The following is a 20,422-nucleotide window of genomic DNA, read 5'->3' on the forward strand; positions in this document are numbered from 1 at the left end:
TTTCAGATCATCCAGCGAAAGCTTGTATTTACCGACCTTGTCGATTAGGTCATCCCACCAGCCCCCGGTGAGTCGAAGTGAAGAAACGGAAGCATCACCAAAACTCTTTTGAGAGTTTGCGAGCTGGTCGATGATAGCCTTAGTCGCACCAGCAGTATCGCCTGCATCTGTCAGAGCTTTCACTTGCTCATACAAAGCTAAGGTAATCGCTCTCAGGCTGCCATCATCATTCAGTATGTCCATAACGTCCATCTGGTCGATTTCAACCAAGCGTCGGAGCACATAATCAGCATCAATCCCCACGTCTTCGTTGCGCTTCGTTTTGAGTTCGGCGATCCTTTGTTGAATGACAGCTTTTGACAGTAATTTTGTAGCGGTACGGTTAGCAGTTTTAGCGCTGTATCCCACTCGAATCGCTGCCTGAGTGGCGTTTAAATCGATGAGGTACTCGCGACAGAACATTTCTTGTTTGTCTGTGAGTGCCATAGGTTACCTTGGTTACATGATTTTAAATTTTAAATGGAGTGAAAAATGACAAATCTACACAACGATCTTATGAATGCTGTTAGTCAAAGCAAATCCAGATTAGAGAATGTTGCCCGGACCTTCCTTAATGATCTATCAAACTACCTTAGCCTGCCAAACGCTATAGCTAAACACATAACTATTGAAGCTGATGAGTCTTACAATCCAAGGAATATTTATTTTACATTCCCTGACTTCGCTAAAAAAATCCAACTACACGACCAGTTGACATGGCAAGGCGGTGGTGATTTAGAGTTAATATTATCACTGACTAATCCTAGCAATGGAAACCTTATTGTTTCATTCGCAATTAATCCTCGGGGTGAAACAATCGTCCACTATCCTGGCGAGGAGCCATACCAGCTAGGTGTCAGAATTCAGCACGGTCATGACGCATTTTTGTCGTGCGTTGTATCTGGATGCCTGAAAGCTAAGTTATTCCAATAATTGGAACCTTGCCATTACGATGGCCTACCATTGTGATGGCAACAAAAAGCCGCCCGTAGGCGGCTTGATACTATTAGCGAGATCCACCACCGCCCGGGCGAGAATCTGAAGAGCGGCCACCACAACGAGAACCATCGCTTGCAGTATCGGAGTCGTGTTGACAATTCCCTGCAATCGCTTGAGTTGCTGCCCCTAATGACATCAGAACAAACAGTATTGCCAGTGCCTTTTTCATTTCGAATTCCATGGATAGGCCATCTGTTGATGGCTTTTCAATCATAGCTGTTTTTATCATCTGAAAAGGAATTTTCCCGGCTGGCTAACAGGGAATAGATCAAAGATCATGGCAAAAAATAACCGCCCGGAGGCGGTTAGTTCAAATTACAATACTTCTCTGTGACCGTTAAAATCAGCTGAAGAGACGACTCCTTTCTCCTCCAGTTGCTCGACAATTCGGGCTGCCCGAACATATCCAATTCTAAAGTTTCGTTGAATTCCCGCTATCGAAACCCTGCGCTTTTCAACAACAAACTTTACAGCCTCATCAAAAAGCGGATCTGCACTTACATCGAGCTGATTAGATAACTGATAATTTGGATTTTCCTTACAGCCGGGCAGAGGGTAACAATTAACTGCGACAACCTGCCTTGGATTGATTCCTCTAGCCTCTGCCAGGCGTTTTAGATACTCATCGACCTCGATTTCGATTTCAGATGTCTCGGGGATATCTAAAAAGTGATACCCCTTTTCAGTCAACTCCCAACCTAATGAGTGGCATTCCCACGCTATGAAGAATTTCATCTAGTCTCCTTATCATTTTAAGAAGCTAAATATACATCATTAGACCCACTCGCAGATGAGCTTTGGAATGGCTACTTCATCAGTGAGGCGGCGTACTCAATCAGGTAAAGCTTCGGGGCTAACCAGATTTTCAGCCATGTCAGGTCTGATAAGACTATGAAGGCGACGACCGAATACAGGAACATAATGGTGCCAAAAAACACTGAGGAAGCACTGATAGTGCCGTCTCTGTCCCAGACCAATGTAGGCTTGTATTTTGGCTTGCCGCGATCCCATGAGTATCCCTCTTCGCCATAAACTCCTTCCTGCTCGCGCTTCATCATTACCCTGAAGAATTTAATCGCAACCGGGACAGTCGCCAGAAGAATCAGCGCGATCGCCAGGCTTTTGGTAAATTTCCACACCAGCAGCTGATGAATTACATCAGGGATCTGCGCCTGACTAAATGACACTGCGGCATCAATACCGCTAACTGCCTTCTGCAATAACTCAACGAGAATTTTATTGGCCTGTTCGTTCATTTGTAGCCCTACTTTGTTCAATCATTCGAATATCCGCTTTATCCCGGTTACACATCCCCAGCGCCGACAGCAGACTGACATTCAGATCCAAACTGGCCCCGTAGGTCAGCGGATCGGGAATGGCTGGTTGAGGGGTTTCAGCTGTTGGCTTTGCTCGTCAATACGCACATGATAAGTGCCATTACTATGAATTCGCTCATGGTGACAGCAACGAATCAGTCTTAACGCATGGATTGTTCTATCTGCGATTTATCTCATTACTCCCGCTTACGCTTGTCTGCATTCATATCTCTGCCACATTTAAAGCAGCCTGAGTAATGAGCTCCTACCTCACGAAGCAGGCTGAACCACGGCGATAACTCCCTAATCGCCGGGATATACAGTTGCTGGAGGAGAGACCTGCAACTGTGAGAGGGAAGGAACCCTTCTCATATCGATAAACTTTCTTGAATTATTCATGTCAGCCCTCTTTTACGGAGGGTTTTTTTTGCTTGATGCTTCTGTAGAGCATCCTCACCGGGTCATGAACTCATTCTTTACTTCAGATGAATAAACAAAATTATAGAGACTGCACGTCAGACACAGTTGTTTTGAGAGTTGAAGATTTGACGATTAGTCTTAAGGCAGATATCGAAACTTTAGCTAGGCTTAACAATGAAGTTATCATCAACGAAACTGGAGGTTTTATTGTCTAATCAACGCGACGAGAAAGGCTACGTCATAATCGGAGAAGCGGCACTCTCACTTGCACTCAAAGATTTGGATATTACTGTTCCATCTATTATCAGAGAACTCACCCGCATGGCTGAGGGCAGCATAAGCGATGAACGAATTCATTCAATCTCAGAGGCCAGAAACTGGCTTGTTCAAGCCACTGAAAGAGATGTAGAGTCCGTGCCTTATATTAAGACCATATTGGGCCTGAACGACGAGAAGAGCAGATACTCCAAGACGTAGTCCGGCTCCGGCCGGGGAACGATGTAGAAGATAACTTTACGGTTACGCCTGGCGTCGCCGGCTGGAGATAATGTCAAGGATGACCCTATGTCTAACCTCTGCGATGTAATGAAAAAATTAAGCCCGACAAACCTGAAGGCGGTCACTTAGTAAACTAAAATTTTTAGCCCGTCTTGAGCCTGAAATTGAGGTTTATGGCTACGTCATCGAAATTCAGGCTGACTGAGCACGCCAGTACGGTCTCAGGGATTAACGTCTTAAGGTTAAAAAGCTCGGTCTTGCTTAGAATTTTTTTCAGAATGCTGAATTGAGAAAAAAAAGACCAGTCCGAATCGAACTGGCCACAGCCATACAGTGATGAAGCTGACTACGCAAAACTTAATTCGATTTTTTAACTTTTCCATAAGTATCCTGCTTCAGACCCGGGTGCCTCCCGGTGAATTCACCCCAGTAAGCAAATCCGCATACGCCCAGCTTTTACTGGCTGCCCCGCCGCTCAGGGGGATTATCTGGCAAGCAAGAGTTTCGAATTATTCGTCCATTTGAATGTAGTCGAATTTTGAAAATAAAATGTGAGAGGAGCTGTTTTTTCAACAAAAACTGGTGGTTAAATAATAAATCCTATTAGGATAAATCCTAGATTCCGGTTTTTACCTAAAGTTTCTAATAGCCCTTTTATCCATTGAGCCAGCAACTACATTTACATCCTCCTTGTAATGTTGGCTCTTTAGCCCCCTTCCGAATTGCAGGATTCATTTTGGAAGGGATTTTTTTCTGTGTTATCCGCTTTTTATCAAGCCCTGACACCCGGCAATCACATCACCCTCAAATGGCCGGATTATCTCAAGCATTGTTCTTTTATGTACTGCTGCAGACCGGCTATCTGTTTACTGGCAACTTCGATTCGCTCTCTGAGGGTGAAATAATCCCGTTCAGCGGCGTAAGTAAGTCTGGGGCCGGCAGCATCATCCATTGCGGTGGTGCTGGGCGTTCCACTCTTTCCGCACGTTGCGCTGAGCTGCAGCCGACGCTTGCCAGCAGCAACATCGCGCTCAAGCTGATTGATATTTGCTTTTGCATCTTCCAGTTTCTTCGTGTACTTCGCATCCAGCGCCGCAACGTCACGCTGGCGCTTCTGCATGTCTGCAATGTGATCTTTAACCAGCTCTAATTCACGATTAACTTTGGTTAAAGATGAACGGGTTTCTGTGAGCCGTGCATGGTAATAGCCTGCCAGCCTGCTTGCTCCAACCAAAGCCACTAACAGCAGTCCTAATGCCAGCGCCTTCCAACTGAACACCATCACACACCATCCAGGCAGAGCACTTTCTCTGCTTCGCGCCGTGTAACCAGGCCATTCAGTTTGATGCCACCAGCATAAACCCAGCGCGGGAATTGCTGGCAGGCAAGCATCGTTTCTCCCTGGCGCAGCAGCTGGAACAGTGTCGATTTCTGCATGGCGCCGCAGCCGACATTGAAAGTGATCGAGGTTACTGCGGAGAAAGTGTTATCGCTAAGTTGCTTACCGACGGCCCAGCGGTTAACGCACTGTTCGGCCTGCAGGATATTCCGCTCCCAGTCCCGGGCGATCTGCTCGTCAGTTTTCCGCAGGCCCGCTTTAACGCCGTGGGTATTTCCGATGCCGTCGGTTAGTACGCCAGCCGGGCAAACGTAAAGATCGCGTCGGCAGGACTCAGCATTGCCGATCAGCTCCAGTCCGCGCTCGTTCGTGCGAACATTACCGGCGCTGAGGACGACGGCGATAATCGCTCCTACTGAGCAAATAGCGCCACCAGCAACTTTAGCTTTATTCATCACTGGCCCCTGGCGGCTTTACGCCGGTCCTCTTTAATTTTGAAATACAGATTGGTCAGGTATGTCAGCAGCCCGAACGCCAGGCTGCCGAGCACACCGATTGCTGCCCACTGTGATGGACTTACCTGATCCAGCGCCTGTAACACCCAGTAGGCAGCGCTTGCACCAGATGAGCCATATGAGACGCCGGTGGTTAGTTTGTCCATTCGATACATGCTCTCACCTCGCTGTTTGCGGGTGCTGTGTGAGTAGAAAGGGATTCAGGCTCTCGGGCTGCGTTAACAGCAAAGCGTATAAAGGGTTTTACCCGGAGCCTGAAATAGAAGGCCGCCGCATAAACGCGACGTTATTCGCGAACAGAGACGGCGGCCCGGAAACGAAAAAGCCCCACGGGGTTAACCGCAGGGCTTAAAAAGGGGGTTGTGGCTTCATCTCAAGGCGTCTTCTGACCCGGTGTGCGATGTTTACTTATTTCCTCACCACTTCAACGAAGGCATTAACCCATCGTTAGGACAAAAATAACACAGATTCGGGAAAAGTAAATAGCCGGCAATAATATCGTTGGCTATTTTCGTGAGCGCTATCTGGTGATCTCCTTCAGCTGTCTCTCGGCCCACGCCTCCTCGATATCGAATTTTGTGATCAGCTGGTCGTAGAATGGCTTAACCGACTTCTTCCACGTATCCAGGCTGATCGAGTCTGTAATCTGGCTTATGGCTGCATACGCCTCAGTTGAAGGGATGCGCTCATACCCGCGACCACTGCAGCGCTTACAGTCAGCCATCACCGGCACGCCCTGCTTGTCCGTCAATTCCTTATTCATTGCCTTGCCGCGTCCGTGACAATCACTGCAGGCTGCACTGAGCGTGCCGGTGCCATTGCACTTTTTGCAGAGGACGCGCACCGTCTCTTTGACCTTCACCATCCCGGATACGGTCATTTTGCCTTCTGGTTTACGGAATTTATTTGTGAAGACATCAGCCTGAAGGAAGCCGGTCCCGGCGCAGCAATCGCACTGCTTAACGCTGGCGGCGCTGCGAGAATAATCCTCAAAAGCGAAGATGGCCAGCTGGCGCATCACCAGCGGCTTAACGCCGGCACCCAGCTTGCGCAGCGCTGCGACCTTATCGCATTTTGTCAGGGCGTATTCGGCCAGAAGCGCGACCGCCCTGTCCCGGTCGTTGTTGCTGATGCCCATCTTGCCCAGGAAAGCGCTGTACCCCATAGCGGCCCTTTCCTGGGTCATCCCCATAGCCGCCATGATGTCCGTGCCGGTCAGGGAGTCTGATGCGGTGGCGCGCGGAGAATCGCTGATCATCGTCGATTTGGCGAAGTGATACTTTACGGTGTTTTCGAGGTTCATGCCCTGGTCCCTGCCATCTGGTAAATATGGATAAGGTTGCGAAGTATGCGGTAGTCCACCAGCACGGTTCCCCGGCGGCGATAAACGCGCAGGCGCTGCCAGCGCATGCGGATTGACGCAATTTGCTCTGGGCTCATGATGGCTCCAGTTCGGTGATGGTCAGCAGCAGCATTCCGCCCTTGGTGATCGGCATACGCTTGACCCGATAGTCATCCACAAGATGGTCGTCCTGCCAGAATCCTGCTTTTGTCAGCGCATCGAATGCGGCCTTCTGTAGATTGTCCAGGTCCCGGCGGCGGCGGTCAGGCATATGACACTCAATGCGGATCTTCACCGGTGTGGCAATACCGATATCCAGCATCTGGTCTTTGATGATTTGGGCCACGCGGTCACGGTAGGCCTGCCCTTCGGCGCTGATGTGCGTGCGCCCGCGGTTATGCCGGTAATAGCGGTTATTACTCGGCGGCCACGGTAGTATGATGTTGTAGGTATTCATGCCTTCACCAGTCCCTCTTTCAGCCATATAACCTGCGTACGTGCCATGCCTTCCAGCGCGCACTCCTTTGCATACTCCGCATCCACCAGGTGGGTTCGGCGGTCTATTTCGTCGTGACAACAGCTGCAGGCGATGGTGGCGATCAGGTCAGGCGGCTTGATGCCGGTACCGCACAGACCGGCCAGGCGGATATGCGCCAGAACGGACGTTTCTGGATTACCATTGCACACGCCCGGGATCCGTACCTGACATTCGCGGCCGCGCGCCGCGTTGCGTAAGTTGGCCACTCTCACCCCCACACTCGGTTTTGCCAGCGGCGGTCAGCCCGTGGCGGATTCTTGCCTTCCGGCAGCCGGGCGCTGACAGTCCAAGTGGTCAAATCTGCATTCAGGCTGCGCTCGACTGTCACGCCACGGCGCCGGTATTCCGCTAAAAGCTCTTCTGCCTGCTGGGTGGTGCAGTCGGTGTGCTGAAACCATGTCTTCTTCATCGCCATCACCCCGCGAAACTCATGAGCTGCGCAGCGGCGTTTTCTGCGTCGCGTTGGCTGCTGAATGTCCCGGACAATATCCAGCGCCACAGAACATCCAGCGCGGCCTTATACAGCTGCTGAAACTCGGTTTCGTCCATATTGGCAAAGGCAATGCTGCGGGGATGTTTGCGTAGGGTGCCGTCAGGCAGCTGGATCGCGTCGTAGTGGCCGGATTCGATGGTTACCCAAGCACGGTAGGCGTCGAATGACTTGCAGGCGCTGATGCTGCCCGTGCGCTTATCAGCGATGCGCTCGAGATATTGCTCAGCGGCATCCAGCAGCGCCCCTTCGTTCCCGCCGTAGGAGGCCAGAAATCTGGCATAGCCGGTCACCAGCTTGCGTTCGTTGGAAGAGATCGCCCCGCCGGTTGGCTCCCAGTATTCGAACCCGAGATTTAGTAGCGCGAAGAAGCGGCGGTGGAAGGCCGGGTTGCGGACCTGCTTGAAGTCGGCCACCAGCACGGCACCGAGATTGATTTTTGATTGCAGAAGATCGCTGGTCTCCGGCGTTGCGGGGATCAGGATTCCTGAAGACTGTTTGATAAGCTGTAACTGCGCCATGGGATTCTCCGTGGCGCATCAGGCATAGGTTGTTCAGACCTATGAAATGATAATATCAGACGGCGGGATAAGCCGGTAGCCCAGACGTGTAGCAAACTGCATAAACCCATTAAGGGTAAAGATTTCTTCATCCTCAAGAAGAGGACGTAAGGAAACTAATCCATTCAACTGATAGACCAAATATCTGCCGTTGGCAGGAAAACTGTAAACGACGGTGTTATCAGCTCTCCTAATCACATCGTACCATTGGTCATTTTTTATTAAAGCATCGGCACTGCTCACAATTTCCCCCAAAGCGACATATTGACGCAGTTAATCGTTATGAGGAGCAGTCAGAGAAACGCAAAAGCGAAAAACGTGTTTACTACCCCAGTAAAATTGATGCGATCAATAAAACCACTCATCCGCACTTTCCCATGTTTCCTGAAGAATCTCCTCGATACTTTTTTTGTCAGATTTGTCAGCACCAAGAACATTCAGTCCATCAGTACCCGCGCGGCGGATATTCAGTTTACAGTCGGGGTAGTTGTTCATGAGGCGCTTAACCAGTTCGGCTTCTAAAGCAGGGATTGCCCCTTCCGGCAGTTTTTTGTTGCGGTCGATCATCACTTCAACTCTCATCATTCCTCCTCATCGCAATAACTGTACATGCATACAGTATTTGCTAAGGATTCCTCGAAAATCAAGCTAAAGACTGAGAATTTTGTCAAGTTTTTAAATAAATATAGGAAATCAAAGTTAGACTTTAGAGGAGTAATGAAACAAGTAAAAAAATAAAATTTTCATTAAAAGGTAGAGTTTTGGCGCGGCATGAGAGTGCAAACTGTTGAAGAAATCAGCACACAATCAAATTTTCATTTTTTTTTGCAACTTGTTGACATAGTGGATAAGCCTTGCGCTACGAGGGTTTAGCTTCTCACGCGCCGAATAAGACGCAAAAACACTTCAAAATCAATACTTGTTCAATATGTAAACCCGCTCGATAATACTACCCATAGCGATGAAGTTAGTTCCAACCCCCATATGTAGTAGTTATCCACAGAGTTAGTAACAGTCGATATTTGTGGATAAGTTTAATGGCAATGGTGGTTAAATTGCACCAGGCGATAGAAAATGAAAAAGCCTGGATGATGAGTCCAGGCTTTCCCAATGGTTTAGAGCATGTATCTCTAACCGTGCCGAATGTATCTGGCAGCTGTTGTAAGCTTAACGATGTGAGGCTGTCTCATCAAACTTTTTTGGATGTAAAAAGGGATGGGCACTGATTCAAAAAGCAATTTTGTAAGTCCGGGTTCAAGTGATGACTGAACTTTACCCAAACAAAACGAACTCATACCGAATGTATCTGGCAGCTCAGGTGCAGTATCTGCAAAGGCAAATCTAGGGTATTTGCAGCCAGGTGTGAGCAAGGAGAAAGGCATATGAAAATGTTACTTCTGCTTTTAAAACTGGCAAACCCAGTGGTGGTCATCGTATTGACTATCTTGCAGTACTGGAAAGAGCGTTGATCTATAAAAAAGCCCGCTTCGGCGGGCTTTACTCTTAACGCAGGGTAAGGACTCGTTCGAACCGGTAGAAGCAACTATCGGTATCTTCTATTAATCTTTTCTTATTTTTAACTTTTCCGGCGGCTCTCTCAGCTGCTCTTAAAGCCTCTTGCAACTTTTCCTCTGCATAGTCATCTATAAACGGTCTTATCATACTTTTTAGGTACAAGGCTTTAGAGATAGCTTGGGTAGCATCAGCTTTTGTAGAAGCATTGGCCGCGGCTTTGACAACTATTCTTAACTCTTCAATGGTTTTTCTTTCAATCACATTTTTTGTAGACATCATTCTCCCCTATTGTGTTTTTGATAACACTCCGAGCTCAACATTCAATTTTAACATTTTTGTAATTCGGATTTAAAGTTGCGAAAGATCATAATAGGACTTCCATCTCAGAATAATTATCAGTTGCGCCCCCCCCAAAATCGACTTAAGCTAAATTATATATATTTTATTTATTATTCAAGATATTCATGATAGTGTGGCTGTCCTTTTTAAATTCATCAAGCGGCCATCGCAATGAAAGAAAAAATTGAAGAAAGCATCAAAAGTTTATCTGATGAAATCAAAACGCACACGGGAAAAGTGGTAGTACCACTTAGCGAGTCTTTTAAGCTGCGTTTCAACAATCCTTTTTTTTATAATTTTGCGCTAACATGGGCTCTGTTTAATTGGGACAGAATTTTGGTTCTAGCCTTTTCTAATAAAGAAATTATCGAACGCGTCAAATTGGTTAAGGACATGCCCGGAGCATTTCATCTTGGGACTTTTTCAGTGCCATACGGAACAACCATCTGGCTACCCATAATTTCAACATTATTAATTGTGATTGCATCACCATTTATCCATAACTTGCTGGATAAAATGCATATAAAACCCTTAACCACAAAGCAAATAACCATGGAAGAGCTAAAAGCATCTGACTATAATGCTCAAAAAAAATCCAAACTTGCAGAATACGAACTTCTGAAAGCAATAGAGAATAAAGATCTTGAAAATATTGCCATTCAAAAGGAATTCATGGCGAGAACACTGGCCGCAGAAAAGGACATAAAAAACATCACAATACAACATAACGACATTACAAATATGATTACTGTGGCCCAGCAAAACTATGAGCAAATTAAAAATTCATCATCGAATTTAGATGTGGAGATTTCAGAGAAAAACAAAACACTTAATGAACTTGAGTCTAATATTAAGAAAAAGTCAAATACACTGATATCATTAGAATCTTTAATTAAAAAATTCGAGAGCGAACATCATAGCACAGTAGCAACATCACAATTAATCGAAGATCTTGAAAATCGATTACATAAGGCTAAGCAATACACAAAACTTGCTAAAGATAATTTTGACTCAAGCGTTAAGGATTATACATCCATGAAAATGGATCATGACCACCCCTCTACTAAAGCCCTTTACCACGTGATGGCAGAGTATGAATGGCTAATTTCTCAGCTCGACGATTCAATAGCTTTTAATGATAGAATTATTAAAAATCACAGCATCAATAAAAGAGATTGGATTGAATAGAACGCACCCACTCAAACAGCATAGTACCGTGATTAATTGAGGTGATAAGCTGTTTTTGAATTCAACACCAGGTAGAAATACTTGTCGCCTCAACGTCCTTAGTCCACTTCTCTTGCTTCGTGATTATATCTGTCTGTGCCGCAACTCGCTTCTCTGCGGCTTCCAGCTAATCCAGCAGCGCGAGCGCAGTTTCTAAATGGACATCCATGTTGAATACGCCATGCTCCTAGGCTTTCTCTGCTGTTTGGCGCAGCGCCTGTTTGTCGATGCTCATGCTGCAAGCTCCCTGAGCGGAATGCGGTTCATGTGCATCGTGTATCCTCCGATACCGACAGCGAAGTTGTGCTGGCTGTCAGCGTTGATGAGACCAACACGTTTAACGCGCTGGCGCCCATGTCGTTCCGCACGCAGCTGCTCGCCCAGTTTGCTTCCGATGAGACCCATGTTTATCACATCAATAAAGAGACCCAGTCCGCACTTCTCGGGATGGAGATGGACACGGACAACACCTACGTCCAGAACCTGCTGCTCGCTGCGAGCAACGTACCTGAGCTCAAAAAATATGACATGCCTGGCCTGTGGAAGCTCACCCGCGCGGTTAAGGAAGTGTTCCCGCAGGACTTAAGGCATGAGCTGGGCTTAATCATCCGATTTATGAAGCTGTGGGTGGTAACTAACCACATTGACCGTGGGATCCTCACGCGTGAGTGGGCTGCTGGTAACAGGATTGATGAAATTCAGCGCACCGATGCGGGAACCAATGCTGATAGTGGGCATATCACGGACCGCGGCGCCGACACGCACCATACTTTCGATACTCTCGATTTAGAAATCGCATGCGCCCTGCTGCCGATGGATTTCAATCATATGGAAATTCCGGGCAGCATACTCCGCCGCGCTAAGGAGATAGTCGCAAACAAAGAAGAGCCATGGAAAAGCTGGAGCAAAATCCTGCGCAATCAGCCTGGCATTCTGGAGGTCAACCGCGCGGCCATTTTCAACCTGGTGCGCATCGCGCCGGAGAATATTCACCTTACGCCGGTTGTGCACCTTGAGTTCGTTAATCAAACCATGACGGCTGAGTTCAATGCGTCAACCGAGCTGATGCCGTTCCCCACCATTGGCGATGAGGGCGAGGCGAAGGAATTCGATAGCCAGCAAGTCGATAAAATCCTCGCCGCAGCGCGCGGAGAATATGTCGAAGGCATCAGTGACCCAGCAGATCCGAAGTGGGTTACAGACGACCTGGCCGCCACCAGCCAGCCACAGGTTTCGAACCTCGGCGGCGGCATGTTCTCCATCGAGGGCCTGCTGGCCACAACTACCAATGAAGTTGCTAATCAGGAATCGGAGACCACCAGCGATGTGCAGATGGAAGAGACTGAGCGCGCCGAAAGCGAAAATAACGATACGGTATCAGCAGGCGAAAGCGCTGATGCAGCTGATCCGCATGCAGTTACCTTAGCCTCAGCAGACGTTCTGGCCGCCGCTGCGCCGAGCCTCGCGAACAGCACTGCGCCGGAAGTTACCACCGAAGCGCCGGAGGAAACCGCCAGTGCGCCGGAAGAACCATCATCAGAACCGGTACCGGTATACCCGGCTTACTTCGAACCGGGCCGCTATGAAGGTGTGCCGAATGACATCTATCACGCGGCGAACGGGATCAGCAGCACCCAGGTGAAAGATGCCCGCGTCAGCCTGATGTACTTCAACGCGCGCCACGTCGCGAAAACCATTCCGCGCGAAGGTTCCAAAGTGCTGGATATGGGTAACCTGGTGCATGCGCTGGCGCTGCAGCCGGAAAACCTTGAGGAAGAATTCAGCGTGGAGCCGGTGATCCCGGAAGGGGCATTCACCACCGCGGCGACCCTGCGCGCCTTTATCGATGAGTACAACGCCACCCTGCCCGCGCTGCTGAGCGCAGACGATATCAAAGCGCTGCTGGAAGAGCACAACGCCACCCTGCCTGCGCCGGTGCCGATGGGCGGCAGCCTGGAAGAAACAGCTCAGAGCTATATGACGCTTCCAGCTGAGTTCCAGCGTATCGAGGCAGACCAGAAGCAGACCGCCGCAGCCATGAAGGCCTGTATCAAAGAGCACAACGCCACCCTGCCCGCGCCGGTGAAAACTACCGGCAGCCGCGAGGCGCTGCTGGAGCAACTGGCGACTATCAATCCTGAACTGGTAGCTCAGGAAGCACGGAAGCCGGTACCGCTGAAAGTTTCCGGCACTAAGGCAGACATGATCCAGGCGGTGAAGTCGGCCAAACCTGACGCTGTGTTTGCTGACGAACTGCTGGACGCATGGCGTGAAAACCCGGGCGACAAGATTCTGGTTACGCGCCAGCAGCTGGCAACCGCGCTGGCTATCCAGTCCGCCCTGTTAGCGCACCCGACCGCCGGCATGCTGCTGACGCACCCAAGCCGTGCCGTTGAGGTGAGCTACTTCGGCTTCGACGAAGAGACCGGGCTGGAAGTGCGCGTGCGCCCTGACCTTGAAATCGACCTGGATGGTGTGCGCATCGGCGCTGACCTCAAAACCATCAGCATGTGGAACGTTAAGCAAGAGAGCCTGCGGGCCAGGCTGCATAGAGAAATCATCGACCGCGATTACCACCTGAGCGCGGCTATGTACTGCGAAACCGCGGCGCTGGATCAGTTCTTCTGGATTTTCGTCAACAAAGACGAGAACTACCACTGGATCGCCATCATTGAGGCATCGGCAGACCTGCTGGAACTGGGCATGCTCGAGTACCGAAAAATGATGCGAGCTATCGCGACCGGCTTCGACACCGGCGAGTGGCCAGCGCCGATCATCAATGATTACACCGACGAACTAAACGATTTCGACCTGCGCCGCCTCGAAGCGCTGCGTACTCAGGCATAAGGGGAATGACCATGGAAAATACCAACATCATCGCTACCGAGCAGACTCCGAACACCATATCTGCCAGCAATGCAGTATTCAACGTCCAGGCACTTGGCCAACTGACTGCCTTTGCAGAGCTGATGGCGCAATCAGCCGTGACCGTACCAAAGCACCTGGCGGGTAAGCCTGCCGACTGCATGGCGATCGTGATGCAGGCTATGCAATGGGGCATGAATCCTTACGCCGTCGCTCAAAAAACACATCTGGTCAACGGGGTGCTGGGTTACGAGGCCCAGCTGGTCAATGCGGTGATCTCCAGTTCCAGCGCCATAGTGGGCCGCTTTCATTACCAGTATGGCGGCGACTGGGAAAAGATCGCCGGCCAGAAAGACGGTCGCGATGAATCTGGTCTTTTTGTCCGGGTTGGCGCTGTCCTGCGCGGCGAAGCAGATATCACTTGGGGAGAGAACATCTACCTGGCTGATATCACCACGCGAAATTCTCCGCTCTGGAAGACAGCGCCGAAGCAACAGATTGCGTATTTGGCTGTGAAGTACTGGGCGCGCCTGTATTGCCCTGAGGTGATCCTCGGCGTCTACAGCCCGGACGAAGTAGAACCTCGCACCGAGAAAGAGATTAACCCGGCGCCGGCGCGCGTTAGCCTTTCGGACATCAAAGGTGACAGCGTAACAAGCACCCAAGATGTGCAGGAAACCGCAGCAAATATCGATGGCCTGGCTAACGAGTTACGGAAGCGAATCGAAGCTGCACAAGACGTGGATAGCGCGAAGGCCTTACGAGCCGACATCGAAACCGCCAAACCGACGCTGGGATCGGCCCTTTTCACAGAGCTGAAAAATAAGGCAGTGAAGCGGTATTACCTTGTGGATGCGCGCAACAAAGTGGAAGCGGCCATCAACTCTCTGCCGCAAACCGGGCATAAACTTGCGTTGCCGCTCGACCTGAAACTTGAGGCAGCCGGATTGGTGCTTCACGAAGTGATTGAGCGTTGCCGGGATAATAATCCCACAGATTTTATGCTTTACTCTCCGGTGAAGCGCGGGGGAAGAAGACCAGGTCCACTGACACCTGATGGTGTAACCCAGGCTTTTTCAGAGGTCCGGGACATGACGGGTCTACAGTTTGGACCGAATCCTCCACCCTTCCATGAGATCAGAAGTCTTGCCAGTCGGCTCTATGAAAGGGAGCGCGGGGAAGAGTTTTCGCAGCGTTTACTTGGGCATAAAAATTTAACAATGACCAAAAAATACCTGGACGCGCGCGGTTCAGAATATGTTATGGTTTAGACAGGATATGAAATATTCGAGTGTTTTTCGGGGGATTTAGGGATGGACACCAAAAAAGCCTTGAAAATCAACCGGATAAAAAAAGACCGAAAACGATTCCTGTTTTCGGTCCAGGGAAATGGCTCCTGGGATGGAGCCGTGCGCTAAAAGTTGGCATTAATGCAGGCTTAGTCGCCTTGCACTTTAAGAATAGATGACGACGTCAGGTTTTCCAGTCCGCAACTATCACGCGGGCAAAAAAAGCCGATTTGATGCGATCATCCAAAAAAAACCGCGCTGCAGCGCGGTTTTTTTTATGCCGGTAGCCTGTGGCTCAGGACTTACACAGCGCCTGCGCACGCTCGATAAACGGCTCAAGACTCATCTTGTGCCCCGGGCGCGCCGGATCGTCCACCACCAGGATGGAAATCGGCTGACCGCTGGTTTTACCGCTCGCGACCTGCTGCTGGGCCTTATCATTCAGCGGATACTGCATCAGGGTCGACGGGTTGATAACAAACAGCGCACCGTCAGGACGACATGAGAGCATCACCTCTTCACGATTAAACGCCCACTTGTCTTTACCTATCTCAAAACGGCTCACGGTTGTCACCTGCGGCGCGGCAAGCGCCATACCGGAAACGGCGGTTAACAGCAGTGCCAGTAACGTTTTTTTCATAGCTTTCTCTTGTTACCTGTCAATCATTCAGAATGGTGCCCAGGTCGCGAACAGGCTGACTGTTGCAATGACCATGACACCGAGCAGCATTTCAGTTTGCGTCATGCGGATGAAGCGCGATACCGCCGCCCCGCTGGCGTGAAAACGTGGTACCAGAACATAACGGTTATAGAGCGCTATTGCCACCATCCCCGCCACCAGCGCACATTTGATCAACAGCAGCTGGAACCACGGCGTGAATCCGTGCCAGGCAAAACGCCCGATGAGTAGGGCATTCAGCGCCCCGGTGACGTTAGCGCCCGCCACTGCCAGGTGGCCGGTCAGGGAGAAGCGCCGCATGGCGGTAATCGCCAGCGCCTGCAGCCCGGGCTTCACCGCCAGCCGCATACAGAGCAACAGCGGCAATAACCCCCCCAGCCACCAGGCGATGCACAGCAGGTGCAACGTATGGTTAAGGCGCTGTAACGCGCCGACTGCCCCGTCATTCATCGCGGCATGACCGGTCCAGGCCAGCAGCATCAGTTGCCCCGCAGGCAGCAGCAGGATCGCCGCCGTGGGCATGCGCAGTAACATCGCCAGCAGCGTTGCTGCCGCCAGCGCGCCCTGCACCATCCAGACGCTGCCAAAGCGCGTACCGGCGACGGCCTGCAACACCTGCGGGTTAATCATATCCCCCGGCCCATCCCCCATTAGCCCCGCCTGGGCGAGATAGATGCCGACCGTGGTGAACATCAGCAGCGACACTGCCACGACCTGATAACCGCGCAGGGCATCCCGCAGCGCGGGTTTCAGCGCGCCGGCGGCGAAAATCGCAAGGCAGACCGCTGCACCAAACAGGGTGCAAAGAGAGAGAATGTGCAGGCAGCGCAGCGCGGGATAGAGCAGCTCAGGCATTATTTGATACTGAACGCGTAAGTTCCTTTGGTTTTATGCCCGTCGACGGAAACCACCTGCCACTGCACCTGATAACGCCCGGTTTTCAGCGGGGCATTAACCGGCACCAGCAGTTGCTTATCATCGCTGGCATTCAGGGTGGCCTTTCCGGTCGCGACCGGCTGGTCGTCCGGGCCAAGCAGGACTACCTTACTGAAGTTCTGCTCCACGCCTTCGGAGAAATTAAGCGTCAACGCTTTCGGCGCTTCGCTCAGTGCGGCATTTGCTGCCGGGGTCTGCTGCGTGAGGTGCGCATGGGCAAGTGCGGCAGAAGAAAATGCCAGCGTGGCGGTCAGGGTTAACAGGGAGGAGAGCACACGGCGGGAAAATGACATATTTCCATTCCTTATTTGCAAGACTGGCAAAAGAATATCAGTTTTAGCAGGGAAGTCGAAACGATAAGGGCTTGTCATCTGCCCGGCTGCACAGTACCTTTGCCTGCATCCAGAAGGAGAACCCTTATGCAATATAATCTGGCACAACTTCCCCAGGATGATATGGACAAGGTCAACGTCGATCTGGCCGCCGCGGGCGTGGCGTTTAAAGAGCGCTATAACATGCCGGTGGTGGCCGAGATGGTGGAGCGCGAACAGCCTGAAGCACTGCGGGACTATTTTCGCGAGCGTCTCATCGCCCACCGCCTGGCGTCGGTCAACCTGTCCCGTCTGCCCTACGAACCTAAAACGAAATAGCGCTTATCCTCGTCAGGCTCTGTCCTGGCGGGGTGCGTTCGCTATTCCCGGAGTAAACCATGCTACGCGTTATCGATACCGAAACCTGCGGCCTTCAGGGCGGCGTGGTTGAAGTCGCCTCGGTGGACATCGTCGACGGTCAGATCGTCAATCCCATGAGCGATCTGGTGCGCCCTGACCGGCCTATCAGCCCGCAGGCGATGGCGATCCATAAAATCACCGAAGCAATGGTCGCCGACAAGCCGTGGATTGAAGACGTCATTCCACGCTATCACGGCAGTCCTTATTACGTGGCGCACAATGCCAGTTTCGACCAGCGTATGCTCCCGCCGATGAGCGGAGACTGGATCTGTACCGTCAAGCTGGCGCGCCGCCTGTGGCCCGGCATCAAATACAGCAATATGGCGCTGTATAAGTCACGCAAGTTGCACGTTGAGACGCCGCCGGATCTGCATCACCACCGCGCGCTGTTTGACTGCTACATCACCGCGGCGCTGCTGATTGATATTATGGAGAACTCTGGCTGGACGCCGGAAGAGATGGTAGAGGTGACCGGACGACCGGGACTGATCCAGACCTTCCCGTTCGGGAAATATCGTGGCCGGCCGGTGGCCGAAATCGCCGATCGCGATCCCGGCTACCTGCGCTGGATGAAGAACAATTTCAAAGCCATGACCCCGGAGTGGCACCTGACGCTGCGCCACTACCTGGGCGAAGAGTAATTACCGGGTCGCCTGGCCGGGCAGCGTGCCCTGCGCCAGTGCGATCAGGAAGGCGTATTCCATCGCTACCCCTTCGTAGGACTTGAAGCGCCCCGATTTCCCACCGTGCCCGGAATCCATATCGGTACAGAGCAGTAGCAGATTATCGTCCGTTTTATACTCCCGCAGCTTCGCCACCCATTTGGCGGGTTCCCAGTACTGCACCTGGGAGTCGTGCAGCCCGGTGGTGACCAGCAGGTGCGGATAAGCCTGAGCTTTTACCTGATCGTAAGGGCTGTAATCCTTCATGTAGTGATAGTAGGTTTCATCCTTCGGATTGCCCCACTCCTCAAACTCGCCGGTGGTGAGCGGGATGGATTCATCCAGCATGGTGGTGACCACATCGACAAACGGCACCTGGGCGACCACGCCGTGGAACAGCTCGGGACGTTCGTTGATGACGGTCCCCATCAGCATCCCGCCCGCGCTGCCGCCCATGCCATAGACATAGCGCCTGTCGCCATAGCCCTCTTTCAACAGGGCATCGCAGACGTCAATGTAATCGTTGAAGGTATTTTTCTTCTTCAGGAATTTGCCATCTTCATACCAGCCCTGCCCCAGTTCTCCGCCGCCGCGGATATGGGCGATGGCATAGACGAAACCGCGATCCAGCAGGCTGAGTCGGCTGGTGCTGAAGTCGGCATCCATGCAGGTGCCATAGGAGCCGTAGCCGTAGACCAGCAGCGGGTTCTTGCCGCGCTGAAACCAGGACTTGTGGTACACCAGAGACACCGGCACTTCGACCCCGTCCCGCGCCTTCACCCAAAGGTGCTCGCTGCGGTAGTTCCCGGCATCAAAGCCTGCTACCTCGGTCTGCTTCAGCACCCGCCGCTCGCCGGTATCCATGTCCAGCTCAAACAGGGTGTCAGGCGTGGTCATGGAGGAGTAGCCGTAGCGCAGGCGTGACGTCTCCGGCTCCGGGTTGTAGGCAAGCCAGGTCACATAAGCCGGATCGTCGAAGGCGATGCCGGTCACTTCCCGGGTTTTGCGGTTGATCTGCCGCAGGCTGGTGAGCCCGCGCTGGCGCTCTTCCACCACCAGCCAGTCGGTGAAAAGGGTAAAGCCTTCCAGCATGATGTGGTCGCGCGCCGGGATCAGCACTTCCCAGCGCGCTTCGTCACGCACTCTGGTGCGGTACAGACCGAAGTTTTTGCCGTCGCGGTTCGAGCGCAGGTAAAAGGTATGCTGATAGTGGTCGAGGCTGTATTCGTGATCTTTGCGGCGCGCGAGGAAGCATTGTGGCTGCGCGTCGGGCAGCTCGGCATCCAGCAGCAGCACTTCGCTGGTGGTGGCGCTGTTAAGGTAGATCTGGATGAAATGTCGGGAGGTGGTTTTGTGCAGGCTGACGTAGAAAGTGTCGTCCTTCTCTTCATAAACCAGCTCATCCCACTTCGACGGCGTGCCGATGGTATGACGCCACACCTGATACGGCAGCAGCGTGGTGGCATGCTTACGCACGTAATAGAGCGTGGTGGAGTCGTTGGCCCAGACAAAGCTCGGCGAGACGTTCTCCAGCATTTCGGGATACCAGTTTCCGGTTTCCAGATTACGAAAACGCAGGCCGTACTGGCGGCGGGAGAGGAAATCTTCCGCCAGCGCCATGATGCTGTTATCGGGCGTAATTGACAGGCCACCAAGGGTGTAGAACTCACTGTGGGCCGCGCGCTTGTTGGAATCCAGCAGCAGCTCCCAGTCATCCCATTCTGAACACGTCACCGACTGACGCTGATAGATCGCATACTCGCAGCCGGTTTCATACACGTGCCGGTAGCGATACCCGTTGTTCACGTAGGGGGCGGAGACGTCGCGCTGGGGGATGCGGTCAACCATCTCCTTGAGTAAACGGTCCTGCAGCGCCTGCTGCGTGGTCATGATATCGCGCCCGTAATCGTTCTCCTGGTGCAGATACTCCAGCACTTCCGGCTGCGAACGCGTGTCGTCGCGCAGCCAGAAGTAATTGTCGATACGGGTGTCGCCATGCTCGGTGAGCGCATGGGGGATTTTTCTCGCTTTTGGTGGCATGTCATTTTTCTTTTGCGTTTAACACCCTGTAAGGGTGGCAAAACCCACGCGTGATGCAAGCGAAACATGACATTTAGCCGAAA

At 51.7% G+C, this 20,422-nt stretch carries 23 protein-coding genes and 3 pseudogenes; 7 read left to right on the forward strand and 19 right to left on the reverse strand.

Annotated features, from left to right (window positions below; all coding sequences use genetic code 11):
• Positions 1-201 precede the first annotated feature (201 nt).
• Positions 202-486: pseudogene (locus KFZ77_RS11515) on the reverse strand (terminase small subunit); the annotation flags it as partial.
• A gap of 45 nt (positions 487-531) precedes the next feature.
• Here KFZ77_RS11515 and KFZ77_RS11520 point away from each other — a divergent pair.
• A complete protein-coding gene (locus KFZ77_RS11520) occupies positions 532-972 on the forward strand; it encodes a hypothetical protein (protein WP_264384262.1) in 441 nt (146 codons plus the stop codon).
• Positions 973-1,353: 381 nt separating this feature from the next.
• On the opposite strand, the pseudogene KFZ77_RS11525 reads toward KFZ77_RS11520, so the two are convergent.
• The 3 genes and pseudogenes from KFZ77_RS11525 to lysC form a co-directional block, all read right to left on the reverse strand.
• Positions 1,354-1,542: pseudogene (locus KFZ77_RS11525) on the reverse strand (DNA translocase FtsK); the annotation flags it as partial.
• Between the two features lie 302 nt (positions 1,543-1,844).
• Positions 1,845-2,294: a hypothetical protein gene (locus KFZ77_RS11530; protein ID WP_264384263.1), complete on the reverse strand. Its 450-nt coding sequence runs from the start codon at positions 2,292-2,294 to the stop codon at positions 1,845-1,847.
• Positions 2,275-2,448 (reverse strand): annotated as a pseudogene (gene lysC, locus KFZ77_RS19825) (Rz1-like lysis system protein LysC); the annotation flags it as partial. The pseudogene lysC and the gene KFZ77_RS11530, both read right to left, overlap by 20 nt.
• Before the next feature lie 533 nt (positions 2,449-2,981).
• Here lysC and KFZ77_RS11535 point away from each other — a divergent pair.
• On the forward strand, positions 2,982-3,251 hold the full coding sequence (locus tag KFZ77_RS11535; RefSeq protein ID WP_264384264.1) for a hypothetical protein: 270 nt from the start codon (positions 2,982-2,984) through the stop codon (positions 3,249-3,251).
• A gap of 838 nt (positions 3,252-4,089) precedes the next feature.
• Here the strand turns inward: KFZ77_RS11535 and KFZ77_RS11540 are convergent.
• The 11 genes from KFZ77_RS11540 to KFZ77_RS11595 all read right to left on the reverse strand — a co-directional run bounded on the left by KFZ77_RS11540 (position 4,090) and on the right by KFZ77_RS11595 (position 9,847).
• The gene (locus KFZ77_RS11540) at positions 4,090-4,554 is read right to left on the reverse strand and encodes a lysis protein (protein ID WP_264386183.1); all 465 of its coding nucleotides are present in this window, start codon (positions 4,552-4,554) and stop codon (positions 4,090-4,092) included.
• A complete protein-coding gene (locus KFZ77_RS11545; protein WP_264384265.1) occupies positions 4,554-5,066 on the reverse strand; it encodes a lysozyme in 513 nt (170 codons plus the stop codon). Before KFZ77_RS11545 ends, KFZ77_RS11540 begins: the two co-directional genes overlap by 1 nt.
• Entirely contained in the window at positions 5,066-5,281 is a 216-nt protein-coding gene (locus KFZ77_RS11550) for a class II holin family protein (protein WP_264384266.1), read from the reverse strand. The genes KFZ77_RS11545 and KFZ77_RS11550 overlap by 1 nt, the downstream gene beginning before the upstream one ends.
• A 365-nt stretch (positions 5,282-5,646) precedes the next feature.
• A complete protein-coding gene (locus KFZ77_RS11555) occupies positions 5,647-6,429 on the reverse strand; it encodes an antitermination protein (RefSeq protein ID WP_264384267.1) in 783 nt (260 codons plus the stop codon).
• Positions 6,426-6,566, reverse strand: coding sequence for a YlcG family protein (locus KFZ77_RS11560; RefSeq protein ID WP_264384268.1), 141 nt, complete (start codon positions 6,564-6,566; stop codon positions 6,426-6,428). The genes KFZ77_RS11555 and KFZ77_RS11560 overlap by 4 nt, the downstream gene beginning before the upstream one ends.
• Complete coding sequence (rusA, locus tag KFZ77_RS11565; protein WP_264384269.1) at positions 6,563-6,925, reverse strand: crossover junction endodeoxyribonuclease RusA; 363 nt, start codon at positions 6,923-6,925, stop codon at positions 6,563-6,565. Before rusA ends, KFZ77_RS11560 begins: the two co-directional genes overlap by 4 nt.
• Positions 6,922-7,212 carry a DUF1364 domain-containing protein gene (locus tag KFZ77_RS11570; protein WP_264384270.1) on the reverse strand — a complete coding sequence of 97 codons (291 nt, stop codon included), beginning with the start codon at positions 7,210-7,212 and terminating at the stop codon, positions 6,922-6,924. Before KFZ77_RS11570 ends, rusA begins: the two co-directional genes overlap by 4 nt.
• 2 nt (positions 7,213-7,214) lie before the next feature.
• Positions 7,215-7,421, reverse strand: coding sequence for a hypothetical protein (locus KFZ77_RS11575; RefSeq protein ID WP_035890989.1), 207 nt, complete (start codon positions 7,419-7,421; stop codon positions 7,215-7,217).
• Positions 7,421-8,017, reverse strand: coding sequence for a DUF1367 family protein (locus KFZ77_RS11580; RefSeq protein ID WP_264384271.1), 597 nt, complete (start codon positions 8,015-8,017; stop codon positions 7,421-7,423). The genes KFZ77_RS11575 and KFZ77_RS11580 overlap by 1 nt, the downstream gene beginning before the upstream one ends.
• A 387-nt stretch (positions 8,018-8,404) precedes the next feature.
• Positions 8,405-8,638, reverse strand: coding sequence for a DinI family protein (locus tag KFZ77_RS11590; protein ID WP_264384272.1), 234 nt, complete (start codon positions 8,636-8,638; stop codon positions 8,405-8,407).
• A gap of 921 nt (positions 8,639-9,559) precedes the next feature.
• Positions 9,560-9,847 carry a hypothetical protein gene (locus tag KFZ77_RS11595; RefSeq protein ID WP_264384273.1) on the reverse strand — a complete coding sequence of 96 codons (288 nt, stop codon included), beginning with the start codon at positions 9,845-9,847 and terminating at the stop codon, positions 9,560-9,562.
• 234 nt (positions 9,848-10,081) lie between these two features.
• On the opposite strand from KFZ77_RS11595, the gene KFZ77_RS11600 reads away from it, so the two are divergent.
• The 3 genes from KFZ77_RS11600 to KFZ77_RS11610 all read left to right on the forward strand — a co-directional run bounded on the left by KFZ77_RS11600 (position 10,082) and on the right by KFZ77_RS11610 (position 15,273).
• Positions 10,082-11,098, forward strand: a complete 1,017-nt coding sequence (locus tag KFZ77_RS11600; RefSeq protein WP_264384274.1) for a hypothetical protein — start codon at positions 10,082-10,084, stop codon at positions 11,096-11,098.
• Between the two features lie 306 nt (positions 11,099-11,404).
• Positions 11,405-13,984: an exonuclease family protein gene (locus KFZ77_RS11605; protein ID WP_264384275.1), complete on the forward strand. Its 2,580-nt coding sequence runs from the start codon at positions 11,405-11,407 to the stop codon at positions 13,982-13,984.
• A gap of 11 nt (positions 13,985-13,995) precedes the next feature.
• On the forward strand, positions 13,996-15,273 hold the full coding sequence (locus KFZ77_RS11610) for a recombinase RecT (protein WP_406678777.1): 1,278 nt from the start codon (positions 13,996-13,998) through the stop codon (positions 15,271-15,273).
• 313 nt (positions 15,274-15,586) lie between these two features.
• Here KFZ77_RS11610 and KFZ77_RS11615 read toward each other — a convergent pair whose 3' ends face one another.
• Genes KFZ77_RS11615 through yobA form a run of 3 tightly spaced genes read right to left on the reverse strand, consistent with a single transcriptional unit; the run spans position 15,587 to position 17,199 of the window.
• Positions 15,587-15,931 (reverse strand): YebY family protein, encoded by a 345-nt coding sequence (locus KFZ77_RS11615; RefSeq protein ID WP_031521244.1) that lies wholly within the window; start codon positions 15,929-15,931, stop codon positions 15,587-15,589.
• A 27-nt stretch (positions 15,932-15,958) separates the two neighbouring features.
• Positions 15,959-16,825: a copper homeostasis membrane protein CopD gene (copD, locus tag KFZ77_RS11620; RefSeq protein ID WP_264384276.1), complete on the reverse strand. Its 867-nt coding sequence runs from the start codon at positions 16,823-16,825 to the stop codon at positions 15,959-15,961.
• Complete coding sequence (yobA, locus tag KFZ77_RS11625) at positions 16,825-17,199, reverse strand: CopC domain-containing protein YobA (protein WP_264384277.1); 375 nt, start codon at positions 17,197-17,199, stop codon at positions 16,825-16,827. The genes copD and yobA overlap by 1 nt, the downstream gene beginning before the upstream one ends.
• A gap of 126 nt (positions 17,200-17,325) precedes the next feature.
• On the opposite strand from yobA, the gene KFZ77_RS11630 reads away from it, so the two are divergent.
• Together KFZ77_RS11630 and exoX are read left to right on the forward strand one after the other, a co-directional pair.
• A complete protein-coding gene (locus KFZ77_RS11630) occupies positions 17,326-17,556 on the forward strand; it encodes a DNA polymerase III subunit theta (protein WP_264384278.1) in 231 nt (76 codons plus the stop codon).
• 59 nt (positions 17,557-17,615) lie between these two features.
• Positions 17,616-18,278, forward strand: a complete 663-nt coding sequence (gene exoX / locus KFZ77_RS11635; protein WP_264384279.1) for an exodeoxyribonuclease X — start codon at positions 17,616-17,618, stop codon at positions 18,276-18,278.
• Here exoX and ptrB read toward each other — a convergent pair whose 3' ends face one another.
• Positions 18,279-20,339, reverse strand: coding sequence for an oligopeptidase B (gene ptrB, locus KFZ77_RS11640; RefSeq protein ID WP_264384280.1), 2,061 nt, complete (start codon positions 20,337-20,339; stop codon positions 18,279-18,281).
• Positions 20,340-20,422: the final 83 nt, after the last annotated feature.

It is taken from the genome of Siccibacter colletis (assembly GCF_025914095.1).
Taxonomy (GTDB): domain Bacteria; phylum Pseudomonadota; class Gammaproteobacteria; order Enterobacterales; family Enterobacteriaceae; genus Siccibacter; species Siccibacter colletis.

Excerpts from the sequence above, each read along its gene's own strand:
- KFZ77_RS11520 (WP_264384262.1), top strand. The coding sequence starts at position 532 with ATGACAAATCTACACAACGATCTTATGAATGCTGTTAGTCAAAGCAAA.
- KFZ77_RS11530 (WP_264384263.1), bottom strand. The coding sequence starts at position 2,294 with ATGAACGAACAGGCCAATAAAATTCTCGTTGAGTTATTGCAGAAGGCA.
- KFZ77_RS11540 (WP_264386183.1), bottom strand. The coding sequence starts at position 4,554 with ATGGTGTTCAGTTGGAAGGCGCTGGCATTAGGACTGCTGTTAGTGGCT.
- KFZ77_RS11545 (WP_264384265.1), bottom strand. The coding sequence starts at position 5,066 with ATGAATAAAGCTAAAGTTGCTGGTGGCGCTATTTGCTCAGTAGGAGCG.
- KFZ77_RS11550 (WP_264384266.1), bottom strand. The coding sequence starts at position 5,281 with ATGTATCGAATGGACAAACTAACCACCGGCGTCTCATATGGCTCATCT.
- KFZ77_RS11555 (WP_264384267.1), bottom strand. The coding sequence starts at position 6,429 with ATGAACCTCGAAAACACCGTAAAGTATCACTTCGCCAAATCGACGATG.
- KFZ77_RS11560 (WP_264384268.1), bottom strand. The coding sequence starts at position 6,566 with ATGAGCCCAGAGCAAATTGCGTCAATCCGCATGCGCTGGCAGCGCCTG.
- rusA (WP_264384269.1), bottom strand. The coding sequence starts at position 6,925 with ATGAATACCTACAACATCATACTACCGTGGCCGCCGAGTAATAACCGC.
- KFZ77_RS11575 (WP_035890989.1), bottom strand. The coding sequence starts at position 7,421 with ATGGCGATGAAGAAGACATGGTTTCAGCACACCGACTGCACCACCCAG.
- KFZ77_RS11580 (WP_264384271.1), bottom strand. The coding sequence starts at position 8,017 with ATGGCGCAGTTACAGCTTATCAAACAGTCTTCAGGAATCCTGATCCCC.
- KFZ77_RS11590 (WP_264384272.1), bottom strand. The coding sequence starts at position 8,638 with ATGAGAGTTGAAGTGATGATCGACCGCAACAAAAAACTGCCGGAAGGG.
- KFZ77_RS11595 (WP_264384273.1), bottom strand. The coding sequence starts at position 9,847 with ATGTCTACAAAAAATGTGATTGAAAGAAAAACCATTGAAGAGTTAAGA.
- KFZ77_RS11600 (WP_264384274.1), top strand. The coding sequence starts at position 10,082 with ATGAAAGAAAAAATTGAAGAAAGCATCAAAAGTTTATCTGATGAAATC.
- KFZ77_RS11610 (WP_406678777.1), top strand. The coding sequence starts at position 13,996 with ATGGAAAATACCAACATCATCGCTACCGAGCAGACTCCGAACACCATA.
- KFZ77_RS11615 (WP_031521244.1), bottom strand. The coding sequence starts at position 15,931 with ATGAAAAAAACGTTACTGGCACTGCTGTTAACCGCCGTTTCCGGTATG.
- copD (WP_264384276.1), bottom strand. The coding sequence starts at position 16,825 with ATGCCTGAGCTGCTCTATCCCGCGCTGCGCTGCCTGCACATTCTCTCT.
- yobA (WP_264384277.1), bottom strand. The coding sequence starts at position 17,199 with ATGTCATTTTCCCGCCGTGTGCTCTCCTCCCTGTTAACCCTGACCGCC.
- KFZ77_RS11630 (WP_264384278.1), top strand. The coding sequence starts at position 17,326 with ATGCAATATAATCTGGCACAACTTCCCCAGGATGATATGGACAAGGTC.
- exoX (WP_264384279.1), top strand. The coding sequence starts at position 17,616 with ATGCTACGCGTTATCGATACCGAAACCTGCGGCCTTCAGGGCGGCGTG.
- ptrB (WP_264384280.1), bottom strand. The coding sequence starts at position 20,339 with ATGCCACCAAAAGCGAGAAAAATCCCCCATGCGCTCACCGAGCATGGC.